We start from the raw sequence: 12283 nt of genomic DNA, 5'->3' as shown, positions 1-12283 counted from the left end.
TCCCAACCAAGGGAAACGGGGGCTGAGTTTTTGTTGGCTGCCTACCGTCCCGCCAGCTCGGCGACCACCGGCGCGAGGGCACCGGCGGCGTCAGCGCCGAACACGAAGTAGGAGAAGCCGATCTCCTCGCGTCGCCGCTGGATTTCCTCGGCCGCGGCGGCGGGATCGCTGGGCAGGAACGCGAGCGAGTCCGCGGCCCGGACGGCGGCGGGGTCGGTGTCGGGTCCGGCCATGAACGCGGCGACCGAGTCGCCGACCACGGGTACGTGCAACGCCAGTTCCGCACCGCGACGGTTGTCGAAGCTTTCTACCCGTTGCACCGTCGCCGCCCGGGTCTCGATCTGTGGCATCACGAAGGTCACCGTGTCGGCGAGTTCAGCCGCCAGCGCTTGTGCCTTCGGACCGCGCACGGCCATGGCCACCGGCGTGTGCCGGTCCGGACCGTCGAGCTCCCGCAGGGCGGCGACGACGTCACGCACTTGGCTCCACCGCTGGCCCTCCGGAGGGAGCGGCAGACCCAGCTCACGGAGTTGGTCGGCGATCCCGGGCCGGCCGGTGCCGATGCCCATTTCGAACCGCCCCTCGGTGAGCACGGACAGCGAGTGCGCCTCCCACGCCGTGATCCACGCGGGCCGGACCGGAGACGCGTACACCCAGGTGCCCACGCGCAGGCCGGTGATCGTTGCCGCCACGGCGAGCGCCGGGCCCGGTGCCGGCTGCCACTGCGGCACGTCGGGCATCAGGACCGTCGAGAAACCACTGTCGGCCAGCCCGCGCAACTGATCACGCCAAGCCGGCATGTCAGTGGTGATCGGCGCGACGACGCCGAACCGCAACGGCCTGATCTCGTGTGTCGAACCACCCGTCATCGGTGGAGCTCCTCCCACGTGGCCCGGCCTGGTGCCGAGCTTCACATCTTCTACGAACGAGCCACCGTGCATCCGACAGGACCCGCCGCTGGAGGGTTAACCGGCTGGTCTGAGCGGGTATCCACCGCCACCGAGGGAGGGAGCCGGCGATGTCCGATGTCCCGTCCGGTCTTGCGGCGGTGCTCGCCGCCGCTGAGCGGGCCTCTCCGGTTCGCTCGGTCGACGTGGTCGCGGCTTACCTGGCCGAGCGGTTCGCCGCCTCGGACACCTCGTTCCTGCTCGTCGACCTCGTGGCCCGCGCGCTCGTCCGGCTTCACGGCACAGCCCTGCACGGCGCGGACGCCGACCGCGTCGACCTGGCCGGCACCGTCTACGAGCGCGTCCTCTACAGCCAGGAGCCGTTCCACGACCAGGGGCGCGTCATCGTGCCCGTCACGCACCGCGGCGACGCCATCGGTCTGCTCGAAACGACCGTCCCCCGCCCCGACGTGGTGGAGCAGGTGGGCGAGGTGGCCCACGCCCTCGCCTACCTCATCGTCACCGACCGGCGCTTCACCGATCTCTACGAGTGGGGCGAGCGCACCACCCAGGTGAGCCTGGCCGCCGAGATCCAGCACCAGCTGCTGCCGCCTGCCCCGTGCTGCGAGGCCCCGGAGTTCACGCTCGCCTGCGCGCTGGTGCCCGCCGACGACGTGGGCGGCGACACCTACGACTACGCCCTCGACCACGGCACGTTGAACCTGACGATCACCGACGCGGTCGGCCACGACGTCCAGTCCGGCCTGGCCGCGACCCTGCTCATGGGCGCGTTGCGCGGCGCCCGCCGCGCCAACCGGTCCCTCGCCGACCAGGCGGCGGAGGCCGACCGGGCTGTGCGGGAGCACGCGAAGATCCCCTACGCGACCGGTCAGCTGTTCCGCTTCGAACTGGCCGAAGGCCGTGCCGAAGTCGTCAACGCCGGGCACCCGCTCCCGCTGCTCCTGCGCGACGGCCACGTCCGCGAGCTGCCGCTGCACCGCGACACCCCCTTCGGCACCGGCCTGCAGGACAAGCCGCACGAGGTCCAGGTCGTCGACCTGCGCCCGGGTGACCGGCTGTTCCTGCTGACCGACGGGATGCTGGAGCGGGAGGCGGCGTCGGTGGACCTGCGCAGGCTGGCGCGGGAGACCGCCGGCCTGCACCCGCGTGCCGTGGTGCAGGTGATGACCAGGGCCGTTGTCGATGCCGCCGCCGGGCACCCCAAGGACGACGCCTGCGTCATCTGCCTCGACTGGATGGGGTGATTCAGCGATGCCGGAGCGGTGACTCTGGTAACGACCGGGTCACGGAACGCCGTTCGGCTGGTTATGGTCGCCTGCGGACCACCGACCGATGGGAGCGCCTCCGATGTTCAGCCGCCTGCGTCGACGTGACGGCCGGCAGGGGGAGCCCGTCACCTTCGCGGCCGGCGCCGGCCTGGTGAGCGCCCGGCTGCGGGACGAGACGGGCAACCCGCTGGCCGGCGCCGAGATGGTCCTCCGGCACAAGCGCAGTCCGCGGGTGTTCCGGGCCGTGTCCGACGACTACGGACTGGTGGTCGTCACCGCGGCCACCGGCACCTACCAGGTGACGATCACCGCGGGCGGTTACCGCGAGGCCACCCACACCGTCGACGTCGCCAGCGGCGACCACACCTCCCTGGGCGACGTCGAGCTGCACCCCGACGCGAGCGTCCGCCTGCCGGGTCCGGGCCGCTGGGTGATCGACCCGGACCACACGTCGATCCGCTTCGTCGCGCGGCACATCGGCCTGTCCCGCGTCCACGGCCGGTTCACGCGCTTCCACGGCAGCGTCACTGTCGGCGAGCGGATCGAGAACTCGTCGATCGAGGTCGTCATCGACGCGGCCAGCATCGACACCGCCGCCGAGAAGCGGGACGAGCACCTGCGCTCGCCCGACTTCCTCGACGTCGAACGCTTCCCGAAGATCCACTTCTTCAGCGACCGGGCCCAGCGCGTGGCCGGGGACCGCTGGCAGATCGACGGCACGCTCAACCTGCGCGGCGCGAGCCGCGGCGTGCGCCTGGACGCGAGCTACCTCGGACTGCGGTCGTGGAACGGCGAACGCCTCGGCGCGGTCGCGAAGGCCGAGCTGCACCGCGAGGACTTCACGATCAACTGGCAGCAGACGCTCGCGAAGGGCCTGGTCGTGGTCGGTTCGACGGTCGAGCTCCGCTTCGACGTCCAGGCCGTCCGCGGCGCCTAAGCCGCGACGTCGGCGACCACGCAGGCGATGTTGTCCGGGCCGCCACGCCGGTTCGCGAGGTCGACCAGCGTGCCGACGGCGTCGCCCGGGGTGGCGGCCGCCCTCAGCTCGGCCTGCAGCACGTCGGCCGGCACCGCGTTGTAGAGGCCGTCGGAGCACAGCAGGTACCGGTCGCCGTTCCGGCCGTCGCTCAGCAGCAGATCCGGCTCGGCCGGCTGCCGGTGCAAGGCCTTGACCAGCGTCGCCGGGATCGCGCTGCCCTGCACGTGGTCCTGCGTCAGCTGGTGGAGCTCGACTGCGCGCAGCAGGTACGCGCGCGAATCGCCGACGTGTACGACCCCGAGCCGCGAACCCGACCACAGGAGCGCGGTCAGCGTGGTGCCGGCGTCCTCGAGGTTCCGGACCGCGGCGCCGGCCGCGCGGAACGCTTCGCCCAGAGCAGCCAGCGGATCGCCGCTCGTCAGCGAGTCCAGCGGCCGCACGGCCTCGATCGCGGCGACGCTCGCCTGGTGCCCGCCCTGGCCGAACCCGTCGGCGACGGCCAGCAGGTGCGGCCCGGCGTAGGCGGCGTCCTGGTTCGATTCCCGCACCAGACCACGGTCGGCGCGTGCGGCGTGGATGAGTCCCGTCATCGCAGTGTCCTTTCCGGACAGTTGCTCGACGAGGAAGGCGACGAGCCGCCCGCGCGCCGCGACGTCGGCCTCGACCGAACGCCAGTAGGCGAGGACCTCGGCTGCCGGATCGGAGCTGGACAACGCCAGGGAGATCCGCGCCAGCGGCATCCCGGTCCGGCGCAGCAAACCAATCAGGCGGGCCCGCTCCAGCTGGTCGGGCGAGTACCGCCGGTAGCCGGACACCGGGTCGACCGACGCGGGCCGGAGGAGGCCCAGGTCGTCGTAGAGCCGCAAGGCCTTCGGGGACAGTCCCGCCGCGCGGGCGAACGCCCCGATCGTGAGCAGTCCCATGTCGCCCTCCTCGTACCAGGCATTTTGCCCGGCGGAAGCGACTGTGGGGCTTGCCCCAGGGACAAGGTCAACCTTGGTTCCACGTGGAACGGCCAGGACAGACGGGGAACTGTGCCGCGTCTGACCTGGCCGTGTCTCGGGGTGTGTTACTGCTCGCTGCGCTGCCGCGCCTCACCGAGGGCCGCTTCCTCCCGCGCCCGGTCGGCTTCGGCTTCCTTCTCGCTGACCCGCTGCTGCGCGTCCGCCTTCTCCTGCTGCGCGCGGCCTTCCCGCTGCGCCGAGTCGTTCCCCAGGAACGTGCCCGCGGTCTCCTTGACCTTGCCCTTCAGGCCCTCGACCGCGCCCTTGATGCCTTCCTGACGGTCTTCCTTGTCGGTCATTCCTGCCCCTCCTTCGTCACCGTCACGAATCGGCTACCCGGGTGGCAGGAGCGCTAATCACTCACGCGGGTGCGAGTGCGGGTTTTATGTTCGGGTTGCGGTGCAGCAGGTTCTCCGGGTCGTAGTGCGCCTTGATCCGGGCCAGCCGTGCGTATTTCGCGGCCCCGAAACTCGTGCGCACGCGGTCGTCCTCGTAGTCGGTCATGAAATTGACGTAGCCGCCGGTGCCGGACGAATGCGGTGCCACGGCGTCCCACAGATCCCGGGCCCATTGCCGGTCACGCGCGAGGAGGTCTGCGTCCGTGGCCAGCGCGGCGATGCTGAACAGCACCACGGGGTTCCGGGCGCCGCCGAACGCCGTGGCGTCGTTGGCGACCTCGGTGAACGCGCCGCCCGCGAACATGTTGGGCAGGAACGACATCGGCGAGCTCCGCAGCGGCATCCGTTCGGTGACCGCGGTGATGACCGGGTCCGAGAAGCGATCCAGGTAAAGCGCTTTCTCGTAGGCGAGGATGCCCGGCAGCGCGGTCTCGTCGAGCATTTGCTGGAGCGCGACGTAGGGCATCGGGGTGGTGAACTCGAACAGCGGCGCGAGACCGGTGCGGACCTGCTGCGCGGCTTCGGCGAATTCCGGTTCCGGGCCGAAACCGGCGAGGAGGAGCGCGTAACCCGGGCGGAAGTGGTGTTCCTCGGGCACGAAATCGGCGGGCGGAGCGTTCAGCGCCGCGATGATGGCGCCGGCTTTCCGCGGCAACGATTCGACGATCCCCTGCATGTGCCGCAGTGCTTCGGCGCCGCGGTCGTCCTCCCAGAAGAACAGCCCGAGCTGGATGATCGGCCCGACCGGGTGGAGCTGGAACTCGAACTCGGTGACGACGCCGAAGTTCCCGCCGCCACCGCGCAGGGCCCAGAACAGGTCGGTGTTCTCGGTGTCCGACGCGCGCAGCACGTCGCCGGAGGGGAGGACGACCTCCGCGGAGAGCAGGTTGTCGCAGGCCAGGCCGTACTGGTTGGTGAGCCAGCCGAAGCCGCCGCCGAGGGTGAGGCCGGCGACGCCGGTGTCGCTGACGGTGCCGCCGACGGTCGCCAGGCCGTGCCCCTGGGTGGCGGTGTCGACCTGTCGCCACCGCGCGCCGCCGCCGACCCGCGCGGTGCGGCTGCCGGGGTCGACCACGACCTGGTCGAGGCTGCTCAGGTCGATGGTCAGGCCGCCATCGGCGACCGCGGCCCCGCCGACGTTGTGCCCGCCGCCGCGGACAGCCACCTCCAGGCCGGAGTTCCGGGCGGTCGCGAGCGCCGTGGCGACGTCACGCGGGCCGGACGGCTGGACGATGACCGCGGGATGGCGGTCGATGAGGCCGTTCCACACGGCGCGGCCCTGGTCGTAGCCCGGATCGCCGGGTGTCAGGGCGGCGCCGTCGAGGGACCGCCGCAAGGTCTCCACGTCGAAGGGGTTCATGACTTCCTGCTTTCGCGGGCGGACGGTGGACGTGGCGCGAACCACCAGAGGAAGTCGAAGTGGATGTGACCTGCATTACAGCTCGCGGCCGTCCGCACCGCGCGAACCTCCCCCTGGCGGGTGCAGTAGCATCGTGAGGTCAGCCGGACCGTCGAAGAGGGGCCTGAACGTGAAGAAGCTGCTGGCGCTCGCAGTCGTCGCGGGTGGGGTGCTGTTCGTGATCAAGCGCAACAAGGACGCGAAGGCTGAGGCCGACCTGTGGCGCGAGGCCACCGCCCCGACCGAGCGCCCGCTGGCCGCGGTCTCGACGAACGGCAGCGCGCCGGCGAAGGCCGCCGAGGCAGGCACGAACAACTGAACTTCCGCGGGCTTGGGGGCCCGCGTCCGGGGCTGTAGCTCAATTGGTAGAGCGCTGCTTTTGCAAGGCAGAGGTCAGGGGTTCGATTCCCCTCAGCTCCACTCGGAGAGGGTTGCGGTGATCGACCAGACGGAACTCATTGCCGACGACCTCCTCGACAGGTTCGAGCGCTGGTGCGCCGACCACGGTGTCGAAGCCGACCTGTTCTTCGTTGACGCGACCCTCGACCGGTTCGTCGAGCAGGATCTCGATCCCGCGCGCTGGACAGTTGAGGACATCAGCGACCTGCTGCTCCACTGGTTCCCGCGCAACGTGACCCTCGAACACGCCGCGCGGCCGGCGGTGCTTTCCACGTTCCACCACTGGATCGACTTCCTGTCAACCACGCCCGTCGGCCGCATCCGTGACGCGGGTGCGCTGCACGCGGAGATCGACCGGAACGCGGATGCGTTCTTCGCGGCCATGTCCGACGAACGCAACTTCGGGCTGGCGAAGTTCTGGGCGGCGCGGATGCTCGAGCACGGTGTCGATCCGGAGGACGGCGACCAGGTCCGCGAGTTCCTCGACGGGGTCAACGCCGGGCAGATCGACTACGACCGGGACGTGCTGGACGAGATCGTGCGGCGACGGACCGAGTCCGAAGAAGAGCCGCCCGAACCGCTGCCGCCGGTCGTCCTGCCGCCGCAGGAGGAGATCGAGGCGCTCGCCGCGAACACCGCTGTCGTGCACCGGCTGCGTACGTTGACGGAGTGGGTCGGCACGGGACGCGCGCTCACGCAGACGAATCGGCTTCGGGTTGCGGACGCTCGTGAGCTGGCCGCGCTCCTCGACGTCGACCGGACCGCCGAGCGGGTTCGCAGCAGCGCGGACCTGCCCGAGGTCACCTTGCTGGTCGCGTGGGCGAAGGCGGTCCGGTTGGTGCGCGTGCTCAAGGGCAGGCTGGTCGCCGTCAAGAGCGCGGCGGGCCTGCTGCGGCGGCCGTGGGCGTTGTGGCGGCAGGCCTACGACGCCTTCCCCCACCTCGGGCCGGCGGTTTGCCTGCCGGCGAACCGGTACGACCAGCCCTGGCTGGGGCACCTGCTTCCGGAGCTGGCGCCGGACCTGTGGCTGGCTCTCTACCGGGCAGGCCGAACGCCGTTGCCGGTCGAACTCCTCGTCCAGTACGTGCAGGAGACTCTCGGCGGTCCTGGTGGTTTCGCGTCCGCGCTGATGTGGCGGCGAGAGCTGGACGGCATCCTCGCCGCGCTCGAGGTGCTGGGCGCGGTGGAGATCACGAAGAGCACCCTCCGCGACCTCGACAAGATCGCCGAGGTGTCCGGCCTCGGCAACCCGGACGACCGGCTCGTGCAGCTCACGCCGCTGGGACTGTGGGCCGCGCGGCAGGTGGCGCTGGCGCAGGGGATTCCCGCACCGCTCGCCCACGAACTGGCTGCCCTGTCGCCGGAACGCCTCTGTGAGGCGCTGAACCACGCCGATCGCGAAGTGGCCGAGATCGCGATGAGCGAGTGGATCCGGGCCAGGACCCCCGCCGGGGCGGCAGTCGCACTGGCTTCGTTGTGCGAGCGGACGCAGTCGCCGTCGCAGCGGGTGTTGGCCTGGGGCGGGCTGGAACTGGCCGGTGACGACGGCATCCGGGAAGCGGAGCGGTTGCGGGCAGGTGGCGGAGTGGTCGGCGCGAGCGCCGCGCAGTGGCTGGTCCGCCGAGGCGCGCTGGACGCTCGTGCGGTGGATGAACAGGAGATGGTCCTGTCCCTCGCCGAGAACCTCGCGGCGCTGCACGAACAGGGCTTGCTCGTCGCGGAGCTCACCCAGCACTCGCCGGACGACCAGATCGGCATCGTCCGCGGGCTGGCCGCCAGTGACCACCCCGGTCGCGGCGACATGCTGGCCGAGATCGTCGCCCACCATCCCGTGCCCGAGATCGCTGCCGAAGCGAAGCGTGCGGTGTGACATCTTGGGTGAACCTGTCGCGCCCGGCCTTCCGATCATGGACAATCAGGGCTCGTTGATCACCTGATCCGCTGGGGTTCCCTTGTCCTCCTTGGCCGTCTGGCTCGCCGCTGCCGTGGTGCTCGTCCTCGCGGGCGGTGGTGTCGTCTTGCTTCCGCGGTGGCGCGACCGGCGCCGCTCCACCGGCACCGCTTGGTCGTCGGCGCGGGCGGCTGTCGTCAGGGCGCAGATCAGTCGTGATGCCGCCCGGACCGACGTCGAGGAGGCCGAGCATCTCCTCGCCAAGGCGGAGCGCCTGCTCGCCGACGGTGGCGGCACCGGCGCGGCCGAGACCGCCGAGCACGCCGCCCGCCGGGCCGATCAGCTGTGGCGCGACGCGTGAAGCGCGGGCTCGAATGGCTGCGCTGGGGCTGCCTCGCCGCCGCGATCGGCGTTCTCGTCGTCTTCCTCGTCGCCCAGGGGCAGGCCTTCGACGTCAGCTACGGGCAGTCGCCGACGCAAACCGAACCCATCCGCGAGGGCGAGGCCGGCGAGCTCAGCGACACCACCGTCCCCTCCGTGGAGGAGATGACCGCGCTCGTCGCCGCCAACCCGGTCACCCGCCTGCCCGGTTCGATCGCGCAGTGGGACGAACAGCAGGTCCGCGCGGCGCTCGGCGCCACCGACGTCCGCATCCTCGTCGCCCCGCCCGGGCTGGACAAGGCCGAGCGCGACCGAGTCCGGGACGTCGACAACGCGAACATCACGATCATGGGCACCCAGGTCACCGGCGACCCCGGCCAGGTCGTCGCCGACCGGCTCACCGGCTGGCGCGCCCAGTTCGCCGCCGGTGACGTCACCGACCTGCTGCTCTTCCTGATCGCCCACATCCAGGACCGGCCCGAACCATCCGACACCGACACCATCCGGTACCGCCAGCCGACCGCCGCCGAGCTCGAACCCGTCGTCGCGGACCTGCGCGCCACCGGCGTGCACGGCATGACCGACATCCCCTCCGCGGCCGACGCCTTCCCGAACGGCGCGCTGTTCGTCGTCCTCCCGCGGCAGCAGGCCGGGCAGCCCATCCCGGACTACGGCACCGCGTTGACCAGCGTCTTCCCGGACAAGCCGATCGTCGTCATGGTCGGCGAGTGGGTCGAGTACCACGGGCCGCAGGCCGCCGACTTCGCCGAGGTCGCGGCGGCCAGCTTCTACGGCCAGTACAGCGACCGGCTCAGCCTCTACGCCTACCCGCAGCGCAACATCCTCGGCGCCTACCTCGACCGCGTCACCGACGTCCGCTACGCGGGCCTGTTCGACCGCCCCCTGCCGTACCAGCCGTTCGACCCCGTCCGGGTCGCGCTGCCCGCGCTGCCGTGGATCTTCGCGGCCTGCGCGGTGGTCTTCCTGGTCCTGACGGCGCGGGCGGTGCGCACGGCCGCGCAACGGCGGTCGGGCGCGGGTGTGCGGATGGCCGGCCTCACCGCGCTGGCCATCGAGGTCTCCGGCCTCACCGGTGACACCACCGACCCCGCGCTGACCAGGGCGATCGCCACCCTCCAGTCCGCGCGGGAAGCCGTCGCCCAGAAGCTGCCGGACCAGCACGTCGCCGCACTCCTCGACGACGCCGAGGCCGAACTCGACCACGTGGCGAAGACCCTGAAGCGCCGGGAGTACCGGCCCGCTGTCTACCTCCGGGGCAGGCTGGCATGACGAAGTTCTTCCGCAGCACCTTCGGCATCGCCACCGTCGTCTGCTTCGCCTTCGCGCTCTGGGCACTGTGGACCGGCGGGATCTTCGACGGCGCCATGGCCCGCGACGTGCGCACGTCCTCGGTGTACGTCGCGGACGGGGTGGACCTCGACGAGGCCGCGGCGGAACGGGTCATCGGCAACCGGCGGCTCGTCGTCATCCTCGACGAACCCGGCGCGGACCTCCGCGAAGGCTGTGACGACGTCGAGCGCGCCGCCGACGGCAACCTCGTCCTGCTGCTCAGCCAGGACGGCGACGAGTACGACACCTACGGCTGCGCGCTCCTGCCCGACCGCGACGACGAAAACTTCGGCAAGGCCTTCGTGGCCGAACAGATCATCAAGCGCGGCATCGACCAGTTCGCCGACCGGCCGTTGGAGGCGATCAAGGTCGCCGCGGTGAACTACGACCTGCTCGTCCGCGCTGGCACCGTCCCGGACGGCGCGCGTGAGGTCAGCGCGCCGCTGCCGAGGTTCCTCATCGCCGGAGCCGCGGTGCTGGCCGTCGTGCTCGGCGCGGTCGGTCTCAACCTCGCGGCCCGGCGCGCCGCCCGGCTCGCGATCCGCGTGCAGGAACAGCGGACGGCGGAAGGCGACGCCCGCAGCAGGCTCAACGCCGGAGCCGCCGTGCTGGCCCAGCAGATCATCGACCTCGACGGACGGCACCCCGCCTCGATCATCAACGACTACGTGCGGTTGCTGGACGACATCCCGGACGCCCGCACCGAGGCGGACTACAACGCGCTGGCCAAGCGGGTCGACGCGCTGAGCGAACGCTGCCGTCGCGTCACGTAGAGTTGCGGCAATGGCAGGCAGAGGCACGAAGCGGCGCGGCGCCGCCCGACCGATTCCAGGCCGCTACCCGGTCCGCTTCGGACTCGCCGAGTTGCTCGCCGACGCCGACCGCCCCAACGCCTGGCTCCTGACCGTCGACGAGGTCGCGCAGTCCTATGTGGACTTGGACGATCCGACGCACCTGGAGTTCGAGTACGTGCGGCGCATCGGCGACGTGATCGACTGCCTCGCCGGCGGCCCGCTGGAGGCGCTGCATCTCGGCGGCGCGGGCTGCACCGTGCCGCGCTACATCGCGGCCACGCGGCCCGGCTCGCGGCAGCTCGTCTTCGACGCCGACGAGCCGCTCATCGACCTCGTCCGCGAACAGCTCGACCTGCGCGCGGTCCCGAACCTGCGGGTGCGCATCTCCGACGGCCGCGAGGGCGTCGCAACGCGCCGCGACGACTCGGCCGACCTGGTCGTCGCGGACGTCTTCCAGCGCGCGAAGATGCCGGGCGACGTGGCGACCCTGGAGTTCACCACCGACGTCGCGCGGGTGCTGCGGCCGGCGGGCACGTACCTGATCAACGTCGCCGACGGGCCGGGCCTGAAGTTCGCCCGCCGGGTCGTCGCCACCATCGGCGCCGTGTTCCCGCACGTCGTGATGCTCGCCGACTCGGGCGTGCTGCGCGGGCGGCGGTTCGGCAACGTCGTGCTGGTCGCCTCGCGCGCGGACCTGCCCGTCGACGAGATCACCCGCCGCGCCGCGTCCGCGGCCTTCCCGGCCCGCGTCACAGGCGGCGAGGAGCTGGACCGGTTCCGTGGCAACGCGAAACCGATCCACGACGACGAGGCGCTGGACACCCCGCGCCCGCCGTGGAACGTCTTCGGCCTGCCGCCTAGGACCTGATCTCGGCCAGGTGGTTGTAGGCCGACGCGCGGGAGATCCCCAGCGCGGCCGCCACCTCTGGCACGGCCTTCTGCAGCGCGAACAGCCCGCGCTCGTCGAGGGCCCGGAACAGGTCCAGCCGCTCGGCGCGCGTCATGCGGCTCACCGGACGGCCGAGCTTCAGCTCCTCCTCGGCCACGACCGCGCGGATCAGCTGCCCGACGTCGTTGGTGAACGTCGTGGTCGCGTCGGGCAGCGCGGTCACCGCCGCCAGCTCGCCGAGCAGCACGGCCGCGTGCCGCAGGTCGGTCACGTCCAGGTTCACGCACAGCGCCCCGAACACCTCGCCGTCGCGGTCGCGCAGCAGCATCGTGGAGGCCTTGATCACGCGCCCGGCCGGGGTGCGCGTCAGGTAGTTGATCTGGTCGCGCGCGTCGCGGCCCTGCTTGAGCAGGCTCAGCCCCAGCTCGCTCATCGAGCCGCCGGGGGCGCGGCCGGTGACCTCGCCCGCGACGGCGACGACGGAGCCCTCCGGCCGCCGGTAGTCGTGCAGGACGACCTCGCAGTTGCCGCCGAAGGTGGCGGCCAGGCCGTCGAGCACGGGTCGGAGCGCGGAGAGCACCGCGTCGGCATCGGTCACCTGGGCATGATGTACAAAACCTGGA

Annotated in this window: 13 protein-coding genes and 1 tRNA gene; 9 read left to right on the top strand and 5 right to left on the bottom strand. The window is 71.6% G+C overall.

Going from position 1 to position 12283, the window contains the following annotated elements; translation table 11 throughout:
• Positions 1 to 41: 41 nt before the first annotated feature.
• A complete protein-coding gene (locus L2C96_RS09000) occupies positions 42 to 869 on the bottom strand; it encodes an LLM class flavin-dependent oxidoreductase (protein WP_237335830.1) in 828 nt (275 codons plus the stop codon).
• Positions 870 to 1018: 149 nt separating this feature from the next.
• On the opposite strand from L2C96_RS09000, the gene L2C96_RS08995 reads away from it, so the two are divergent.
• Positions 1019 to 2152 (top strand): PP2C family protein-serine/threonine phosphatase, encoded by a 1134-nt coding sequence (locus L2C96_RS08995; protein WP_237335829.1) that lies wholly within the window; start codon positions 1019 to 1021, stop codon positions 2150 to 2152.
• Between the two features lie 103 nt (positions 2153 to 2255).
• Positions 2256 to 3113, top strand: coding sequence for a YceI family protein (locus L2C96_RS08990; protein WP_020416242.1), 858 nt, complete (start codon positions 2256 to 2258; stop codon positions 3111 to 3113).
• Here the strand turns inward: L2C96_RS08990 and L2C96_RS08985 are convergent.
• From L2C96_RS08985 to L2C96_RS08975, 3 genes are all read right to left on the bottom strand, one after another.
• Positions 3110 to 4078 (bottom strand): MerR family transcriptional regulator, encoded by a 969-nt coding sequence (locus tag L2C96_RS08985; protein WP_237335828.1) that lies wholly within the window; start codon positions 4076 to 4078, stop codon positions 3110 to 3112. The two genes, L2C96_RS08990 and L2C96_RS08985, sit on opposite strands and share 4 nt — an antisense overlap.
• A 146-nt stretch (positions 4079 to 4224) precedes the next feature.
• Positions 4225 to 4458, bottom strand: coding sequence for a microaggregate-binding protein 1 (mbp1, locus tag L2C96_RS08980; RefSeq protein WP_020416244.1), 234 nt, complete (start codon positions 4456 to 4458; stop codon positions 4225 to 4227).
• Positions 4459 to 4519: 61 nt separating this feature from the next.
• Positions 4520 to 5917: an FAD-binding oxidoreductase gene (locus tag L2C96_RS08975; RefSeq protein ID WP_237335827.1), complete on the bottom strand. Its 1398-nt coding sequence runs from the start codon at positions 5915 to 5917 to the stop codon at positions 4520 to 4522.
• Positions 5918 to 6086: 169 nt separating this feature from the next.
• Between L2C96_RS08975 and L2C96_RS08970 the strand changes: the two genes are divergently transcribed.
• From L2C96_RS08970 to L2C96_RS08940, 7 genes are all read left to right on the top strand, one after another.
• Positions 6087 to 6275 carry a DLW-39 family protein gene (locus tag L2C96_RS08970; protein ID WP_017985983.1) on the top strand — a complete coding sequence of 63 codons (189 nt, stop codon included), beginning with the start codon at positions 6087 to 6089 and terminating at the stop codon, positions 6273 to 6275.
• Positions 6276 to 6303: 28 nt separating this feature from the next.
• Positions 6304 to 6376, top strand: a tRNA-Ala gene (locus tag L2C96_RS08965).
• A 16-nt stretch (positions 6377 to 6392) separates the two neighbouring features.
• Positions 6393 to 8225 carry a hypothetical protein gene (locus L2C96_RS08960; RefSeq protein WP_237335826.1) on the top strand — a complete coding sequence of 611 codons (1833 nt, stop codon included), beginning with the start codon at positions 6393 to 6395 and terminating at the stop codon, positions 8223 to 8225.
• Positions 8226 to 8316: 91 nt separating this feature from the next.
• Positions 8317 to 8607 carry a DUF6403 family protein gene (locus L2C96_RS08955; RefSeq protein ID WP_237335825.1) on the top strand — a complete coding sequence of 97 codons (291 nt, stop codon included), beginning with the start codon at positions 8317 to 8319 and terminating at the stop codon, positions 8605 to 8607.
• Positions 8604 to 9917: a hypothetical protein gene (locus tag L2C96_RS08950; protein ID WP_237335824.1), complete on the top strand. Its 1314-nt coding sequence runs from the start codon at positions 8604 to 8606 to the stop codon at positions 9915 to 9917. The genes L2C96_RS08955 and L2C96_RS08950 overlap by 4 nt, the downstream gene beginning before the upstream one ends.
• Positions 9914 to 10750 carry a hypothetical protein gene (locus tag L2C96_RS08945; protein ID WP_237335823.1) on the top strand — a complete coding sequence of 279 codons (837 nt, stop codon included), beginning with the start codon at positions 9914 to 9916 and terminating at the stop codon, positions 10748 to 10750. Before L2C96_RS08950 ends, L2C96_RS08945 begins: the two co-directional genes overlap by 4 nt.
• A gap of 10 nt (positions 10751 to 10760) precedes the next feature.
• Positions 10761 to 11639, top strand: coding sequence for a spermidine synthase (locus tag L2C96_RS08940; protein WP_237335822.1), 879 nt, complete (start codon positions 10761 to 10763; stop codon positions 11637 to 11639).
• Here the strand turns inward: L2C96_RS08940 and L2C96_RS45030 are convergent.
• Positions 11629 to 12258 (bottom strand): helix-turn-helix transcriptional regulator, encoded by a 630-nt coding sequence (locus L2C96_RS45030; protein WP_017985988.1) that lies wholly within the window; start codon positions 12256 to 12258, stop codon positions 11629 to 11631. The two genes, L2C96_RS08940 and L2C96_RS45030, sit on opposite strands and share 11 nt — an antisense overlap.
• Positions 12259 to 12283: the final 25 nt, after the last annotated feature.

The organism is Amycolatopsis tucumanensis, assembly GCF_021654135.1.
GTDB classification, from domain to species: domain Bacteria; phylum Actinomycetota; class Actinomycetes; order Mycobacteriales; family Pseudonocardiaceae; genus Amycolatopsis_E; species Amycolatopsis_E tucumanensis.
Note: the sequence above shows the minus strand (reverse complement) of the source record. Positions and strands in the feature narration are given on the sequence as shown.